Annotated in this window: 13 protein-coding genes; 6 read left to right on the top strand and 7 right to left on the bottom strand. The window is 63.6% G+C overall.

Annotated elements, in window-relative coordinates:
- Positions 1-2 precede the first annotated feature (2 nt).
- Genes ACO07C_RS14370 through ACO07C_RS14355 form a run of 4 tightly spaced genes read left to right on the top strand, consistent with a single transcriptional unit; the run spans position 3 to position 4,895 of the window.
- A complete protein-coding gene (locus ACO07C_RS14370) occupies positions 3-1,079 on the top strand; it encodes an ABC transporter ATP-binding protein (RefSeq protein ID WP_421914822.1) in 1,077 nt (358 codons plus the stop codon).
- Complete coding sequence (locus ACO07C_RS14365; protein WP_421914821.1) at positions 1,076-2,125, top strand: ABC transporter ATP-binding protein; 1,050 nt, start codon at positions 1,076-1,078, stop codon at positions 2,123-2,125. Before ACO07C_RS14370 ends, ACO07C_RS14365 begins: the two co-directional genes overlap by 4 nt.
- A 43-nt stretch (positions 2,126-2,168) precedes the next feature.
- The gene (locus tag ACO07C_RS14360) at positions 2,169-3,440 is read left to right on the top strand and encodes a CaiB/BaiF CoA transferase family protein (protein ID WP_421914820.1); all 1,272 of its coding nucleotides are present in this window, start codon (positions 2,169-2,171) and stop codon (positions 3,438-3,440) included.
- Positions 3,441-3,458: 18 nt separating this feature from the next.
- On the top strand, positions 3,459-4,895 hold the full coding sequence (locus ACO07C_RS14355) for an NAD-dependent succinate-semialdehyde dehydrogenase (protein WP_421914819.1): 1,437 nt from the start codon (positions 3,459-3,461) through the stop codon (positions 4,893-4,895).
- A gap of 33 nt (positions 4,896-4,928) precedes the next feature.
- On the opposite strand, the gene ACO07C_RS14350 is transcribed toward ACO07C_RS14355, so the two are convergent.
- Positions 4,929-5,567 carry a class II aldolase/adducin family protein gene (locus tag ACO07C_RS14350; protein ID WP_421914818.1) on the bottom strand — a complete coding sequence of 213 codons (639 nt, stop codon included), beginning with the start codon at positions 5,565-5,567 and terminating at the stop codon, positions 4,929-4,931.
- Between the two features lies 1 nt (position 5,568).
- Complete coding sequence (otnK, locus tag ACO07C_RS14345) at positions 5,569-6,930, bottom strand: 3-oxo-tetronate kinase (protein WP_421914817.1); 1,362 nt, start codon at positions 6,928-6,930, stop codon at positions 5,569-5,571.
- Positions 6,931-7,046: 116 nt separating this feature from the next.
- Between otnK and ACO07C_RS14340 the strand changes: the two genes are divergently transcribed.
- Positions 7,047-7,784 (top strand): GntR family transcriptional regulator, encoded by a 738-nt coding sequence (locus ACO07C_RS14340; RefSeq protein WP_421914816.1) that lies wholly within the window; start codon positions 7,047-7,049, stop codon positions 7,782-7,784.
- Between the two features lie 34 nt (positions 7,785-7,818).
- Here ACO07C_RS14340 and ACO07C_RS14335 read toward each other — a convergent pair whose 3' ends face one another.
- The 3 genes from ACO07C_RS14335 to ACO07C_RS14325 form a co-directional block, all read right to left on the bottom strand.
- Positions 7,819-9,048 carry an aminotransferase class III-fold pyridoxal phosphate-dependent enzyme gene (locus ACO07C_RS14335; RefSeq protein WP_421914815.1) on the bottom strand — a complete coding sequence of 410 codons (1,230 nt, stop codon included), beginning with the start codon at positions 9,046-9,048 and terminating at the stop codon, positions 7,819-7,821.
- 120 nt (positions 9,049-9,168) lie between these two features.
- A complete protein-coding gene (locus tag ACO07C_RS14330; RefSeq protein WP_421914814.1) occupies positions 9,169-10,776 on the bottom strand; it encodes an ABC transporter substrate-binding protein in 1,608 nt (535 codons plus the stop codon).
- A gap of 35 nt (positions 10,777-10,811) precedes the next feature.
- On the bottom strand, positions 10,812-12,992 hold the full coding sequence (locus tag ACO07C_RS14325; RefSeq protein ID WP_421914813.1) for an alpha-ketoacid dehydrogenase subunit alpha/beta: 2,181 nt from the start codon (positions 12,990-12,992) through the stop codon (positions 10,812-10,814).
- Positions 12,993-13,482: 490 nt separating this feature from the next.
- On the opposite strand from ACO07C_RS14325, the gene ACO07C_RS14320 reads away from it, so the two are divergent.
- Positions 13,483-14,748, top strand: a complete 1,266-nt coding sequence (locus ACO07C_RS14320; RefSeq protein ID WP_421914812.1) for an O-antigen ligase family protein — start codon at positions 13,483-13,485, stop codon at positions 14,746-14,748.
- Positions 14,749-14,894: 146 nt separating this feature from the next.
- On the opposite strand, the gene ACO07C_RS14315 is transcribed toward ACO07C_RS14320, so the two are convergent.
- On the bottom strand, positions 14,895-16,151 hold the full coding sequence (locus ACO07C_RS14315; RefSeq protein WP_421914811.1) for a polysaccharide biosynthesis/export family protein: 1,257 nt from the start codon (positions 16,149-16,151) through the stop codon (positions 14,895-14,897).
- 97 nt (positions 16,152-16,248) lie between these two features.
- On the bottom strand, positions 16,249-16,926 hold the full coding sequence (locus tag ACO07C_RS14310; protein ID WP_421914810.1) for a sugar transferase: 678 nt from the start codon (positions 16,924-16,926) through the stop codon (positions 16,249-16,251).
- Positions 16,927-17,416 lie beyond the last annotated feature (490 nt).

Raw genomic sequence — 17,416 nt, 5'->3', positions numbered from 1 at the left:
CGATGAGCGTAGAACAGCTTTCGGCGGGCAGGGCGCCCGCTAATGGAACGGCCGGGCAACCACCGCTTCTGTCCATCCGGGGCCTGCGCGTCGGGTTCCGGCGGGCCGGCAGCCAGTTCGAGGCGGTGCGCGGCATCGATCTTGATGTTGCCAAGGGCGAGGTCCTGGGCATCGTCGGCGAATCCGGTTCGGGCAAGTCCGTCGGCATGCTCGCGGCGCTTGGCCTGACCTCGAAGAATGCCGTCGTCACCGGTTCTGTCCGCTTCAACGGCGACGAACTGGTCGGCAAGTCATCACGCGCGATGCGCAAGATCAGGGGCGCGCGCATCGCCATGATTTTCCAGGACCCGCTGTCCTCGCTCAATCCGGTGATGACGGTCGGCGCACAGATCGCGGAGGCAATCCGGCTACACCAGCGCCTGTCCCACAGGCAGGCCATGGCGCGCGCGGTGGAACTGCTGGCCCTCGTGGCAATCCCGCAGCCCGAGCGCCGGGTCAATCAGTATCCGCATGAATTTTCCGGCGGCATGCGCCAGCGCGCCGTCATCGCCATGGCCGTGGCCAACGACCCGGACCTGTTGATCGCCGACGAACCGACGACAGCGCTCGATGTCACAGTTCAGGCACAGATCCTGGCCGTGCTGCGCTCGCTGCAGGAACGCCTCGGCCTCGGCCTGGTGCTGATCACCCATGATCTCGGCGTCGTCGCTGGCCACGCCGACCGCGTCGCGGTCGTCTATTCCGGTCGCGTCGTCGAGCAGGCTACGGTGTCGGAACTGTTCGCCGACCCCCGCCATCCCTACACGCGCGGTCTCATCGCCTCGATCCCCAATCTCGAGGAAAACCGCGAGCGGCTGTTCTCGATCGACGGCTCCCCGCCGGCGCTCGGCCGCTTGCCGGGCGGCTGCGCCTTCCATCCGCGCTGCATCTATTCCGAGGCACGCTGCCGGACCGAAGACCCGCCGTTGCTCGACGTGGGCGGCCGCTTCTCCGCCTGTCATTTCGCGACGACCTTGCCGCCATTCCACAGCGCCTCGCTGGCGGTGGCAGGCGTGGATATTGGAAACTTGGCCCCATGACCGCGGCAGCAAAAGCAGTGGCAGAACACAAGATCGAGACACAGTCGGTCCCGACGCCCGCTTTGTCGGTCCGCCATCTCGTCAAGGATTTCCCGGTACGCGGCGGTTTCATCTTCGACCGCGCGGTCGCCCATGTGCGGGCGGTGGCCGATGTCTCGTTCGATCTCGCGCCGGGAGAAACGTTGGGTCTCGTCGGTGAATCCGGTTGCGGCAAGTCGACCCTCGGGCGCTGCCTGATGCGGCTCATCGAGCCGACCAGCGGTGAGAGCTGGTTCCGCGGCCAGAACCTCCTGGCGCTGAATCATGAGGACATGCGCCTGATGCGGCGCTACATCCAACTCGTCTTCCAGGATCCCTACGGTTCGCTGCATCCACGCATGCGCATCGCCGACAACATCGCCGAGCCGCTGCGCATGGGCGACATGTCGTCGGCCGATCGGCGCGCGCGCGTCGCCGAACTGCTCGAACTGGTTCGGCTCAACCCCGAGCACGGCCGGCGCTATCCGCACGAACTGTCGGGCGGCCAGCGCCAGCGCGTGGTCATTGCCCGCGCACTCGCGCTCAATCCGCAGGTGGTGATCCTTGACGAGCCAGTCTCGGCGCTCGACGTGTCAGTTCAGGCCGGCGTGCTCAATCTGCTCAAGGACATCCAGCAGTCCTTCGGCACGTCCTATCTGTTCATCGCCCATGATCTTTCAGTCGTGCGCCACATCTCGCACCACGTCGCGGTGATGTATCTCGGCAAGATCGTCGAGATCGCACCGGCGGCCGAGCTCTACTCCAAGGCATTGCATCCCTACACACAGGCGCTGCTCTCGGCCGTGCCGCTCGCCAACCCCGAGAGAGAGCGCAAGCGCAAACGCATCGTGCTGACCGGAGACGTGCCGAGCCCGCTCAACCCGCCCTCCGGCTGTCGCTTTCGCACGCGCTGTTTCAAGGCGCGGGCGATCTGCGCTTCCGTCGAACCGCCGCTCGATCCGGCTGGCGGCGCCCATCGTGTCGCCTGCCACTTTCCCGAGCCGGTGAACGCCTTCAGCGCCGCCTGACGGGCTCTCACAGCTGCAGTTTTTACCGCGAAGGAATTTGATCGTGACCGAAGACCAACCCAGCGATGCCGCGACGGCAGGTCGTGCGCGGCTGCCGCTCGAAGGCATCAAGGTGCTCGACCTCTCGCGTGTCCTTGCCGGCCCTTGGGCGACGATGAGCCTCGCCGATCTCGGCGCCGAGGTCTGGAAGATCGAGAACATCGATGGCGGCGACGACACCAGGGCTTGGTCCGTGCCGAGCTACAAGGGCGTCAGCACCTATTACCTGTCCGCCAATCGCGGCAAGCAAAGCATCGCGCTCGACATGAAGAGTCCGCAGGGCCTCGCGATCGTGCGCGATCTGGCGGCAAAGGCCGACATCGTCGTAGAGAATTTCCGCTCCGGCACCGCCGACCGTCTCGGCGTCGGCTACAAGGAACTCAGCGCATCCAACCCCCGGCTGATCTACTGCTCGATCTCCGGCTACGGCCAGACCGGTCCGGACGCCAACCGCCCCGGCTACGATTTCGTCATGCAGGCCGAGAGCGGCCTGATGGCGATCACCGGCGAGAGCGGGGGCGAGCCGATGCGCGTCGGCGTCGCCATCACCGACGTGGTGTGCGGCATGGTCGCGACGCAGTCGATACTCGCGGCGTTGTTCGAACGCACGACCACCGGCAAGGGTCAGTTCCTCGACCTGTCGCTGATCGATTGCGCGCTGAGCCTGCTCATCAATGTCGGCAGCGGCTACCTCAACACCGGCCGCGAGGTCGCCCGCTACGGCAATGCGCATCCCACTGTCGTGCCCTACCAGATATTTGAAACCTCCGATGGCCGGTTCGCGCTCGCCGTCGGCAATGACAAGCAATTCGCGGCGCTGTGCGAAAAGGTCGTCGGCCTGCCGCATCTTGCCAAGGACCAGCGCTTCATCAAGGCAGGCGCCCGCGCCACCAACCGCGAGGACCTGATCCCGCAGCTTGCCGCCGTCTTCAGGACGCGAACGCGCGACCACTGGATGGCGGCCTGTGCCGCGGCCGGCGTGCCGGCCGGCGTGGTCAAGTCGATACCCGAAGTCTTCGACAGTCCCAACGTGCGCGAGCGCGGGCTCGTGCAAACCTTGCCGCATCCGCATCTCGGCTCCGTCGCCATGGTGCGCCCGGCGCAAGGCCTTGCCGCGCAACTGACGGCGGATTTCACCGCGCCGCCAATGCTTGGTCAGGACACTCAGGCGGTGCTGACCAATATCCTAGGCTACAGCGACGAAACCATCGACCAATTGATCGGCACCGGCGCCATCGGCATCTACAGCCCCGCCGCCGAGCCTCTTCCCGTCTGAGTTTTCACGGAGCCTGACATGTATCCCGACGTTCTCCTCCACATTGACGGCTCGTGGCGTCCGGCATGCGCCGGGCGGACCATGCCTGTCGTCAATCCGGCGACGGAAGCCGAGCTTGGCACACTCGCCCATGCCGATATCGCCGATCTCGATGAAGCCTTGGCGGCGACGGTGAAGGGCTTCGAGGCATGGCGGCGGGTGTCGCCGTTCGATCGCTCGAAGCTGATGCGAAAGGCAGCCACCATCCTGCGCGAACGCAACGAGCATATCGCCACGCTGATGACGCTTGAACAAGGCAAGCCGATCGCCGAGTCGCGCATGGAGGCATTCGCCGCCGCCGATATCATCGACTGGTTCGCCGAGGAGGCGCGCCGCGGCTACGGCCGCATCGTGCCGGCGCGCCTCGAGGGCGTCAGCCAGTCGGTGGTCAAGGAACCGGTCGGTCCGGTCGCCGCTTTCACGCCGTGGAATTTCCCGCTCAATCAGGCCGTTCGCAAACTGTCGGCCGCGCTCGCCGCCGGCTGTTCGATCATCATCAAGGGACCGGAGGAAACGCCGGCTTCGCCAGCAGAACTGGTGCGTGCCTTCATCGATGCCGGCTTGCCGGACGGTGTCGTCCAACTCGTCTATGGCACGCCAGCGGAAATCTCCGCCTATCTCATCCCGCATCCGGTGATCCGCAAGATCTCCTTCACCGGCTCGACCCCGGTCGGCAAGCAACTGGCGTCCCTGGCCGGCCTGCACATGAAGCGGGCGACGATGGAACTCGGCGGCCATGCGCCGGTCATCGTCCTGCCCGACGCCGATCTCGACCGCGCCGCGCGCTCGATGGTGGCGTCGAAATTCCGCAATGCTGGCCAGATCTGCGTCGCGCCGACGCGGTTCCTCGTCGACGAGACTGTCTATGATGATTTCGTCGGCCGCTTCGCGGAGGCTGTCAGCCAGATCAAGGTTGGCGATGGTCTCGCCGAAGGCACCACGATGGGCCCGCTCGCCAATCCGCGACGCGTGCAGGCAATGGAGGAACTGGTCCATGACGCCGTGCAGAAGGGCGCCGCACTCGTCACCGGCGGCAAGCGCATCGGCAACTCCGGCTATTTCTTCGAGCCGACAATCCTGTCGCACGTCGGGACCGATGCGCGCGCCATGAACGAGGAACCGTTCGGTCCGCTGGCGCTGATGACGCCGGTCAACGGGCTGGACGAGGCGCTCGCCGAGGCCAACCGGCTGAACTACGGCCTAGCCGCCTACGGCTTCACTCGGTCATCGGCAAGTGCTGCAAAAATGTCTTCTGGGATCGCCAGCGGCATGGTGTCGATCAACCACTATGGCTTGGCACTGCCGGAAGTACCGTTCGGCGGCATCAACGATTCCGGCAACGGCACCGAGGGCGGCGCCGACGCGCTGGACAGCTACCTCAACAGCAAGTTCGTCTCGCACCTTCAGGTGGATTGAGCAGGTCGCTCGCTACTTCCCGCTGGCCGCCAATTATTTCTGCTGGCCGTAGGTCTTGTAGCGGCCGCGAATGGCGGCGAGTTCGCCGCCCTTGATCAACACGGGCGTGCCGGCGCTGCGCGACAGCAGGTATTGCCGCGCCAGCGTTTCGAGCTTGATGGTGCGGATGAGCGCGGTATCGAGGTCGCCGCCAAAGGCGATCATGCCGTGGTTGGCGAGAAGGCATGCGGTTCGGTCTTCCAGGGCCTCGACGGCAACCTTGGCGAGTTCGCTGGAGGCGAACAGCCCGTAGTCCGAACAGCGCACGTCATCGCCGCCGAAGCCCGCGACCATGTAGTGGAACAGCGGCAGTCCTTCGCGCAAACAAGACAGCGCCACGCAGTGGTCGGGATGGGCGTGTACGACAGCGCCGGCCTCGGGAAAGGCCTTGTAGATCTCGGCATGCATCTCCCATTCGCTCGACGGACGGAAATCGCCGTCCCTGGACCCGTCGAGCCCCATCGGCACCATCTGCTCCGGTCGAAGCGCGCTTGTCGCTATTCCGGTCGGCGTGATCAGCATGCCGTTTGCCGTGCGCACGCTGATATTGCCGGTAGTACCGACATTCATGCCGCTGGCGTCCAGGGTTTCGGTCGCGGCGATCAGTCTGGCGCGTGCGGTCTCGATATCCATCTTATGCTTTCCCTGTCGCGACTTTTGTCGGTGGCCATGTGTCGATTGCCGGAACGATGGTGGTCGCTCGCATCATGTCTTGAAGAACCTCGGCAAAGATATCGGGACCGCCGAGCTTTCCCGATTTCAGCATTAGCGCCAGCGGATCGGCGGGCAGGCCGGGCAGGTGGGCAATTGCCCGCGACAGTCCGGGCCCCTCATAAGCGCCCATGGCGATCCGCGTGATGCCCAGGGCCTTGACCACCGAACCGGCGGTCTCGCCGCCGGCAACGACCAGCCGCCGAACCCCGAGATTGCCCACCAGAAGCCGTGCGATCTCCGCCAGGATTTCCTCGGCCTTTGCCGCCACCGCGTCGCGCCCATGCGCCTGCTGCAACGCTTCGACCGTTGCTTGCGGCGCGGTCGTCGCGATGGCGATCATCGCTCCTGGCAAGTGCCGTTCGGCGAAGGCCCTCGCTTGGGCCAAGACATCCCTGCCGGAAAAGGCGCTCGCGAGGTCTATCGTCAGCAACGGATTGTTCTCGGCGAAGCGCTCGAGCTGTTCGATGGTGCGGTCGGCGACGCTGCCGGCCAGCACGGCCGCCGGGCCTTCCACGGCCGGCAGGCTGGCGGCGACGAGGTCGTCGGACGTCAGCAGTCCATGCGCCAGCCAGGCCGGCGGCAGATGTGCCGCGATCGAGGAGTTGCCGGTCATCAGGGGCAGGTCGAAAGCTGCTTCGGCGATGGCCGCCAGGTCACGCTCGCGGATCGTGTCGGTGACCAGCAGGGTTTCGCCATGCGCGCTCTGTTCTCGTATGGCCTTGCGGATAGCTCCGGCGCCGTTGTCGACGGTGAGATAGGGCAGCAGCCCCGCCTTGCCCTTGCTCTGCGCCTGCAGCACGCGCACCAGGTTGGAATCGGTCATCGGCGTCAGCGGATCGAAACGTTTGGGCGATTCCCCCAGCAACTGAGAACCGCCGAACATATGGCCCTGGTAGACGGTGCGGCCTGTTTCGCAGAGAGCCGGCGTGAACAGCGTGACGCCGCCGCCAAGCCGCTCGAGCAGCGCCTCCGCGCAGGGGCCGATATTGCCGGCCGGCGTGGAATCGAATGTTGCGCAGTATTTGAAGAAAATCTGCCGTGCACCGGCCTCGACCAGCCGGTCGGCGGCCTCAAGCACTTGACGCACCGCGTCGCCCGCCGCGATGACGCGGGTTTTCAGCAAGACCACATGGGCAAGATTGCCTGATGGAATCGGTGCTTCAAGCCCGACCGTGCAGCCTGTCGGAATGCCGCGCGCGACCAGCATCGACGCCAGCTCGGTGCCGCCGGTCAGATCGTCGGCTATGGCGCCGAACAGAAGGGATGGCATCGACGTGGTCATACGCTTTGTCTCATTTTTGCGTGTCTCATGTCGATGGTCAGGCCGGCTGTGATATCATATACACAGCCCGCTCGACGCAGGCGACGCTTGCACGGCTGCAAGGACGGAGACTGGATGTGACTGCTTCCATCGCGCCGATCGCGCGCGACAACCTGACGACCCGCGTCTATGAGGAGCTTCGCCGCGCCATGATGGAGGGCCGTTTCTGGCCTGGCCATCGCTTCAAGATCCGCGATCTCGCCGCCAGCCTCGAGGTCTCCGAAACGCCGGTGCGCGAGGCGCTGATGCAGCTCGTGCGCGAAAAAGGCCTTGAAATGGAGGCGGGACGTTCCATCACCGTCGCGCAGCTTTCTCTTGCCCAATATCTGGAGCTGCGCAGCATAAGGCTGCATCTCGAAGGCATGGCGGGTGCTGCGGCGACGACGCGCATCGAACCGCGCGAAATCGACCGCCTGGCCGCCGTGCACGAAAAGCTGATCGCCAACGAGGACAATGGCCGCTGGTTCGAGGCCGTCCGCGACAATTGGGAATTCCACCACTCGATCTACCAGGCCGCCGGCATGCCGGAACTTCTGGCCATCATCGAGGGCATCTGGCTGCGCAACGGTCCGCTGGTCAACTACCAGTACCCGCACGCCAGGCCGACCTATGACGGCCGCCATCGCCATCTCGACATCCTCGACGCGCTGCGGGCGCGTGACGAGAACGGCGTTCGCAAGGGCATTCAGCAGGACATGATCGAAGGCGGACGCCTGCTGGTCAAGGTTCTGGAAAGACTGAACGACGGCTCGGTCACGTCGGAGGAGCTGCGACGCGCGGCGCAGAACGGCCGCCTGGTGTCGGCGGCCGGCTGAGCGAACTTTCTTCCCACCTCGCATAGGCGTCGCTTCACGCCACCTGCGCTGCCGCGGCCATGCCGGCATCGGCAGCCTGAAGCACCAGGTCGATATCCCGGTCGGTGTGGGCCGCGCTCAGGAACATATTGTGCTTCGGGTGGAAATAGGCGCCCTCGCGCAGGGCGGCCGAGCAGAACGCGTCGGCTTTCTTGAATTCGGTGTCGCCATCGAACAGCACCATCGGCATTGACACCGGACCGGTCTGGCGCAGCGAAAGCCCATGCTTTTTCGCGGCCGCGTCAAGCCCCGACCGCAACCTCTCACCAGCCGCGTTCATGCCAATGATGGCCTTGGTGTCACGCAGCGTCTTGATGGTGGCGATCGCCGCCGCCATGGAAACCGCGCCGTACCAGAACGAGCCTGTCACATAGACCTTGGTCGCGGCCTCGCGGAAGCGATCGTTGCCGGTGACGGCGGCGAGCGGGTAGCCATTGGCGATCGCCTTGGAGAAGGCTGAAAGGTCAGGCCGCACGCCGAGTGGCTCCCAGCTGCCGGCGAGGTCGATGCGGAAACCGGCCCGCACATCGTCGACGATCAGCGCCGCGTCGGCTGCGGTGCAGAGGTCACGCGCCCGCTTGGCGAAGGCGGCGGTCGGCAGTTCCTGGTCGCGGGCAATGTCGTGCCGGAAGGCGGTGACGACGACGGCCGCAAGGTCGTCGCCCGCCTGCTCGACCGCCGTCTCCAGGCTGGCGACGTCATTGTAGTCGAAATGGATGAGGTGGGCGCGATCCTCGGCGGTAACACCGGCGAGCGAGGGCGTGCACCACGGCACCGCGCCATGATAGGAGCCGCGCGCGACCAGCACCTTGCGCCGGCCGGTTCCGGCGCGCGCGATGGTCACGCAGGCCGTGGTGGCGTCGGTTCCGTTCTTCTGCAGCATGGCCCAGTCGGCATGGGCGACAGTTTCAACCAGGAGCTCGGCCAGTTCGACCAGCACTTCTCCCGGGCCGTTCATGGCATCGCCCAGGCCGCGCTGTCGCGCTGCCGCTTCCTCGACCGCGTGATGGTGATGGCCCAGGATGTTGGGACCCCAGCTGCACATCAGGTCGATATATTCGCGCCCATCGACATCCCAGACCCGGCAGCCGTCGGCGCGCTCGAAGAACTGCGGATAGGCGGAGCCCAGATAGCGCGTGGCCATGTGCCCCCACATGCCGCCCGGAATGACCGAGGCCGCCCGCTCGCGCAGCAACTGGTCCTTGGAATTGATCAGGGAAGGCATCGAAAAGTCTCCGCTCGTGGATATATCATATATTAAAATGGACACTGGAAGCACAGGATTTGCTGGTCTTCCTTGACGGGGGACAGGGAGGCGGCAACCGCCTCCCTGTCATTTGTCGGTTCAGTGGCTGATCTCGGCCAGCGGCAGGTTGCAGCAGGCGCTGTAGCGCACGCCCTTGACGTCCGCCTTGTAGGCCAGGATCAGGTTCGGGCTGACCAGCGGCAGGATGACCCTGTCCTTGATCATTTCCTCGCCTGCCTGGTGCCACAGCTTGGCGGCTTCGTCTCCGCTGGCGGCCAGGGCTGCCTTGTAGAGATCCGTCTCCTTCGGGTTGAGCACCGAGGGCTCACGCTCCGCGCCAGCGCGGCGTGCCCACGGGCTGCCCTTGGTCATGCCGAAATACTCGATGTACTGCGACGTGCCGTAATAGTCCGGCGCGTAGAACACCGCTGTCATCGGAATGCCGTCGCCATTGACGCGTTCGCGCCAGTTGGCGAAGGGGATCGGCTGCAGGTCGAGCTTGATGTTGACCTTGGCCAGATCCTGCTGGACCTTCTGCATCAACAGCGACAGGTCGACGCCGTAGACGTTCATGCCGGGGAAGGCCGCTTCCATCTCGAAGCCGTCGGCATGGCCGGCCTTGGCCAGCAGTTCCTTCGCCTTGGCGAGATCGTAGGGCTGTTCCTCGAAGCCGGAGCCGCCGGGGAAACCGATCGGGATCGGCGCGCTGATCAACTGGCCCTGGTCGCCGATAGTGAAATCGAGGATGCTGGGACGGTCGAGGGCGAGCGAGATGGCCTCGCGCACCTCCGCCGTCAAAGGCACCTTGTTGGCCTTGGCGCCGGGCGACAGCGCCACATAGATGAAGTTGTAGGACGGCACGGTCTCGATCTTGACGTCGCTGCCCGTCATCGTCTTGGCCGTGTCCGGATCGATCTGCATGGCGATGTCGGCCGTGCCGCTCTGCAGCATCTGTGCCTGCGCCACCGCGTCCTTGGTCTGGCGGATCACGACTTCGCTCAGCGCCGGCGCCTTGCGCCAGTACTTGTCGTTGCGCGCCAGGCGCAGTTCCGAATTGGGCTCGTAGGACTTCAGCACGAAAGGCGCGCTGCCCGCCGAATGCTGCAGGAACCAGGCTTCGGCATTGTCCGTGGTCGAGGCGTCCGCTCCGGCCTTGGCGCCGGCTTCGGAAGCGACCTTGCTGTTGACGATGGCGGTGTAGGGCGCCGCCGCGATGTTGAGGAATTCCGAGGACGGCGCGACCATCTTGACGACGACGGTATGCGCGTCAGGCGTCTCGATCGAGGCGACATTGTCCATCAGGAACGAGGAGGAGCCCTTGAGGTTCTTCAGGCGCTCCCACGACCATTTCACGTCCTTGGCTTCGACCGGCGAACCGTCGGAGAATTTGGCGGCGGGGTCGAGCGTGAAGGTGAAGCTGGTCTGGTCGGCATTGCCTTCCCACTTCGAGGCCAAGAGCGGGATCAGCTTGTTGTCCTTGTCCAGCGTCAGCAGCGATTCATAGACGCTCGAATTGTAGATCTGGCAGGTATCGCAGAAGGCGCGGTGTGGGTCGAGCGAGTTGAGGTCGATGTTGCGCGCGATGACCAGCGGCTTCTCGTCCTGCGCGAAGGCGGCCGGTGCCCAGAAAGTGCTGGTCGCCAGCAGCGCGGCCGCCAGAAGGGTCGCTCGGGCCTTGGTTCTTGGTAGGATCGTCATGTTCTTCATTCTCCCATTTTCTTGTCGGATCGTGTGGCAATATGTCAGCTCTGTCCGCTCACACCGGTGAGGGATCGAAGCGCGGCCTTGAGCTTGTCAGCGCCGCCCAGTGCGGCCCGGTTGAGCGGGGCCGAAACGACGGGAGCCGAGAGGCTTCCCGTCACATGCAGGATCTCGTGATCGAGATAGTCGAACACGCGGTCCTGAATCTCCTGTGTCAGCCGTCCGCCAAGCGACAGCCCGCGCTGCACCTGCTCGACGACGGCAACGCGGTTGGTCTTGCGGATCGAGGCCTCAACCAGCGGCCAGTCGAGCCCGGTTGGGTCGAGACTGCGCAAATCGATGATCTCGGCATCGACGCCGGTTTCCTCGACCACCTGCCCGGCGACGGCAACCATGCTGGCGCTGGTGAGCAGCGTGCAGGCGCTGCCCGCCCTGACGATTTTCGCCTTGCCGAGCCGTACGCAATAGTCGCGATCGTCGGTGGGAACCGGACCTTCGCTGGGAAACAGTTCGACATGTTCGATGACGACGACCGGATCGTCGCATTTCAGGGCTGAATTCATCAGGCCGATATAGTCGAAGGCCGTCGTCGGCACGACGATGCGCCATCCCGGATAGAGCGCGAACAGGCCGGACGGATCGCCCGAATGCTGCGAGCCATAGCCGGTATGCGGCGAGACCCGGACCCTCACCACGATCGGCACCGGAAAACCGCCGCCGAACATGTGGCGCACCTTGCTGACCGCGTTGAAAAGCTGGTCGGCTGCGACCAGGCAGAAGTCGCCGAACATGATCTCGACGATCGGACGCAGGCCGCAGAGTGCCGCCCCCAGTGCCACGCCGACAAAACCGTTCTCGGCGATCGGCATCGCCAGCACGCGCTCGGGCCAGCGCTCCAGCGCCCCCTTGGTGGCGCCTGAGACGCCGCCGCGCAGCCGGTGCACATCCTCGCCCATGATGATGATGCGAGGGTCCTGCTCCATGGCGCGCGCGATCACCTCGGACGCGGCGACCATGAACTTGACCGGCCTGGTCTCGGCCGGAGGCACGTCCTCGATCTCGAGGAATCGCTCGTTCTTCAGTTCCGACAGGTCGCCCCGGATCTGGTTGTCGACTTCATCGGCGTTCGGCCACAGATGGTCGGGAATGCGCAGGGCGTTGCCGCTCATCTCGGTCAACGAATCCGCGGCGGTGTTGACGACCTCCATGACACGCTGGTCGAGCGTGGCAAGGTCGGCGGCATCGAGAATGCCCATTGTCTTTAGCCGTGCCGCCATCGTGACGAGCGGGTCGCGCGCTTTCCACGCATCCTCCTCGGCGCGTGTGCGATAGCCGAACTCGCTGCCCGGACGTGCGCCGCTCTGGTGCAGGAAACGGTAGCAGAGCGCCTCGACCAGAACGGGGCCGCCTTCTTCCTCGATCGTCCGGCGCGCCTCGCGCATGGCGTGATGAACAGCCACCACATCCATGCCATCGCATTCGATGCCGCGAAAGCCCAGCATCGGGCCGCGCGAAGCCAGCCGCGTCTCGCGCGTCTGCTCGTTGACATGCGTGGAGACGGCATAAAAATTGTTCTCGGCGAAGAAGATCACCGGCAGCCGATAAAGAGCCGCGATGTTCATCGCCTCATAGGCGGGACCGGCCATCATCGTGCCGTCGCCGAAGAAGGCGACCGAAATGTTGCCGTTGCCCTGCAACTTGTCGGCCAGCGCATAGCCGGCGGCATGGGGCAGGTTGCCGCCGATGATGGCGCTGGTGCCCGGAATGCCCGAGGCGTCGTCGCGCATATGCATCGAGCCGCCACGGCCGCCGCAATAGCCTGCGTTCAGGCCCATGATCTCGGCCATCAGGCCGCGCACCGAGCCCTGCATGTCCGGGCTGAAAGCGTCGTGGATCGGATCGAAACCGGTTGGCGTCCGCGCATTGACCAGCTTGGCCAGCACCTGATGATGGGCGCGGTGGGTGCCATTGATGCGGTCGCTGGTGCCAAGCACGGACATGGCGCCGACCGCCGTCGCCTCCTGTCCGATGCTGGCATGCGCCGGCCCATGCACCAGCCCGGCATTGGCCAGGTCGAGCACCTTTTCCTCGAACCGGCGGATCAGCAGCATCTGGTGATACCAGCGCACGAGGCTCGAAACCTCGGCGGCCTTCCAGTCGGACTCGTCGACATCCAGCCGCAACCAGGGCGCCGATGGCTGGATCGATGTCTGTTGGACCATGCAGGCTAGTTCCGTTGCGATAGATGATATATCAAATATTGTCTCAGTCGATTGCTGTCGGATCTTCTTCGCGCCGACACCGGCCTGTGGGGCTTGGCACGCAAATGGAATTAAATTTCATTTTCTGTGCGAGGCAGAGACTAAGCTGGGATGGCGGCGTTCCGCAAGTGGAATTTTGCAGCGCCAATCGGATCGTTTCGGCGGAACGGTGGCCACCTCTGCAGGCGTCGGAGCCCAGCCATGGATCTCCCCGATGCTGGAAAAACCGTGGGAACAACTCCCGGTCGCTTATGTCGGGACGCTTAGTGCTGGCGGGGCAGTCCACCTTTCCTGAAATCCCCAGGACGTCCACATGCCGGTCGCAGCGATCGTTTTTGTCACTTGGGTGACAGGCGGGAGGGGATGGGCTATATTGCACTGCACAATGAAACCTCCCGCGTCCCTGCGCGGCAGGACAGGCGTTGAACGACATGGGAAATCCGACACCGAGATGAAGATCCCGAAATCTTTGTTGATCGACCCGGAGAAGAACACGGCCTATGGCGGTTTTGCTGTCGCTGTCTCCATATGGGCGTTCTCCTACTCCACCATTTTCGGCCAGATGGTCATCCTGGCCTATTATGCGGTCTGGCTGCCGCTCGTTTTCGTGGATTACCGGCGCTACCTGCGCCACGTTTCGAGCGCCTGGTTGCCGCTCGCCTTTGCCGCCTATGTCTGCTTCTCGATCTTCTGGTCCGCGGCGCCCGGCATCACCGCCAGGACGGCGATCCAGTACGCCTCTCACATTGCCTGCGCCTATATCGCTGCGCGAACGGTCAGCGTCAGGACTCTCACGATCGGCAGCCTGATCGGGATCTTCTTCGTCCTGCTTTATTCGCTCAAGGTCGGAGGCTACTCCCAGGATACACTTGACGGTTCCTACAATTTTGTCGGCGCCTTCGCGTCCAAGAACCAGCTCGGCTTCGTCGCCTCGCTTGGCATCTATTTCTACGTCGTATTCCTTGCCTTTCTCCGGCGGGACCGCTTCGGCCTTCTCTGGACGGCGCCCATTGCCCTTCTGTCGGCCTATCTGCTGGTCGCTTCGCACTCCGCCACCTCGATAGCATCGATAGCGGCGGTGCTCGGCTTCATTGTGCTTCTTGCCGCCAGCAAGCTGCTTTCGCTGCGGTACCGAAGGGTTGTGTTCGTTGTCGGCGGCGGCTTGATCGTCGTTGCGATCGTCGCGGCCCTCAATGTGGGGCTCATGGATTTCGTCCTCGGCATATTCGGCAAGGATTCGACGCTGACAGGGCGGACATATCTGTGGGAGCAGGGGTGGAATGCCATCCAGCGGTCGCCACTTCTGGGCGTCGGTTACGCGGCCTTCTGGGTGCAGGGCTTCTCCGAGGCCGAGCGGCTCTGGAATGAATTCTTCATCACCGCCCGCGCCGGCTTCCACTTCCACAACACCTATATCGAAACCCTCGTCGAGCTTGGGTATGTCGGTGCGGCGCTCATCTCGCTGATATTGCTGCGCACCCTGTTGGGGCACGTAACGGCGGTGGTGTTCAAGCCGTGGCGTCCCGAGCCTGTCATTCTTGCCGGCGTGATGGTGCTGCTTCTGATCCGGTCCTTTGTCGAGGTCGACATCCTGACGCCCTACGTGATGGGCTCATTCGTCATGTACTACAGCTATTTCAAACTCGCGAAGGTGCCTGTCACCCATACGCGATGGGCTCCGGCCAGGATGGATGAGGCGAGAATGGCGACGGGCTGAAGGCCCGATCGTGTCCGCATAACCTGTTCAAGGGCGATGCGCGACAAGCGAGGCCGCCAGGGCCGCGCGGCTGAGGGGCCGGGTAATTGGTCCGCTAACACCTCGCCGCAGGATGGACCATTGGCACGCGGCGGTTGCCGCGCGGCCTACTGACTGGCTGCTGGCGTCAGCTTGACCTTGATCACGTCCCCGGGCTGTACCGGCGTATCCTCGCTGGCGGCAATCTCGCTGGACTTGCCGTCCACGACACGCACCAGCGCATAGGAGATCGTGGGCTGCTGGTCACTGGCGCCATCCGCCTGTGACCCGGGGCTGCCGGACATGGCTTCGGACATCAGGCCCTTGTTCATATCCAGCTTGAGAATTGTCGCGTTAAGGTCCGATTCCGTCTGCTGCCGGTCGGTTGCAAGCTTGGCGTTCTGGGTGTTTTCCGCGTCGATGCCGTCCTGCGTGGCCTTGCTGATCGCCTGCTTGGCGGTAAGGATCGCCGTGTCGTAATCCAGGACCTGGCCCTGCAGGTCGGCGATCGATCGCTCCGATGTCAGAACCCTTGTGTTGGCGACAAGCCCCTTCTGGGCCAGCGCGCCGACGCTGGCGAGTTCCTGCTTTGCGAGATCGACCTGCCGCTGCTGGTTGTCGATCTTCTGCTGCAGGGACTCGATCTCGGACTGCAGCAGGTTCTTGAGGTCGTCGAGGGCCTGGAGCTGCAGTTTCAGCTTCTTCTGATCGGCTCCCAGGATCGCCATTTCGTCGGCGACGATGCTCGGCAGCTTCGGATTGTCGGCCACTTCCTTGGGCACGTCGAACGTCGGCTTATCGGCCATCTCCGCTTCGATGCGCGCACGCCGGACGATCAGACGGACCCGCTGGTCCTCTAGGACGTCGAAATTGCCCTTGGCATTGATCAGGTCGCGGTCATAGCGCTGGCCGGTATCCGAGCTGCGGCGCAGCCCGCCTGCGACGCTGATCGCCTTGAGCACGGTCAGGTCGGGCACATAGGGGAACTGCCCGGGCGTCTGCACCTCGCCCGAGATGTAAAACGGCCGGTAGACGGCCATCTCGACGGAAGCTTCAGGCTTGTCCGGCAAGGCGAGCTTTCGCTGCAGCGCCTCGCCGATTGCGGCGGCGACCTCGGACGTGGTCTTGCCAGACGCGGACAATTCGCCGACGAACGGCACGGAAAGTGTTCCGGCCGGACCGACTGTGTATTCTCCGTTGACGGAAGACCAGTCGCGGAAGGTGCCGTCGACCGTCTGCCATTCCGCAATGCGTATGTTGAGCTTGTCCAGCGCGCCGAGATGGTATTCGCTGGCGGCTGAGGGAAATGCGAGGGCCAAGGCAAGGCAGCCGGTCGCGAGCCGCAAACGACCGGCGCCAAGGACGTCGAGGATGTCTGTTTTCAACTGAACGTTTCCAATCCGCTTTGGCCCCGCCCAATGAGCTTTGACGAATGCTGGCGTGTAGGCAGTCGGCTCTGAGTTGCCTGAGCCGAAGGCCCGCCTAGTAGCAGCCGCGTGACATCCAGACGGCCGGTACTGTCTTGACGATGATGCGGATGTCCTCGAACATCGACCAGTTCTCGACATAATGACGATCGAAGGCCACCCGGCTGTCATAGGAGACGTCGTTGCGTCCGCTGACCTGCCATAGCCCGGTGAGCCCAGGGCGCGATTTCAGGTAGTAGACCGCGGCGCTGCCATAGATCTCAAGCTCGTCACGCACGACCGGACGCGGTCCGACAAGGCTCATGTCACCCTGCAGGATGTTGATGATCTGCGGCAGCTCATCGAGGGAAAGCTTGCGCAGCACCGCCCCAACACGCGTGACGCGCGGGTCGTTCTTCAGCTTGCGGGTCGATATCCACTCGGCGTTCGCTTCCGGATTGGCGGCGAGGTAGGCCGCCAGTACCCTTTCGCCGTCCGGGACCATGGTGCGGAACTTGAGGCAAGGGAAGACCCGGCCGCCCCGACCTATTCGCCTATGACCGTAGAAAATGGATCCGCCATCGGAAAATTTGACGAGCAGTGCGATCATCACAAACAGCGGGCTGAGTGCAATCAATCCAGCCAGTGACCCGGCAATATCAAAGCTGCGCTTGAGCAGGCCGCCGATCGGTGGCGGAAAATCAATGTCAGCTTGCGGAAAGCCCGCTGTGGCTGACTTCGCAACGTCCCTCATGCCGAAACTCCATGCGTTGAACGAATGGTTTACGGCACGGTATCAAAAAAATGCTGCAGCGCAACACACTTTTTCCCATTCGGCTGAAATAGTCTCGTCAGGGGGTGGCTAAAAAATAAGCTGATCCTGCCCAAAAATCGGATTATTTAGCAAAATTATGACAATTGACGGGCACAGAGGAAAAATTCAGGGCTTATTTGGAGCAAATATGGGGCAGGCCATCCTCTAATCTGAAAAGCAGAACATACGAGTGCTTTAGAATAATGCGGTCCGTAGGTGTATTCGTATAAAATGCTACTCAATATTGCATATTGTACTGAAATGAGACGATTTCTGAAAAAATGGCCACGATGCCAACGCGTGCATTGCAACATGCCTGAGTCCACCGCCAAAGCCGGTTCAAAAATATGTGCGGTTGCCCTTGCCGCCTATTGCCCGCCTTAATAGAGTTGCAAAGAGTTTCTGTCAGCATGTCGACAGGTCGGAAAGG

The organism is Mesorhizobium sp., assembly GCF_965229135.1.
GTDB lineage: Bacteria > Pseudomonadota > Alphaproteobacteria > Rhizobiales > Rhizobiaceae > Mesorhizobium.
This window is presented reverse-complemented; position numbering and strand designations above follow the sequence as displayed.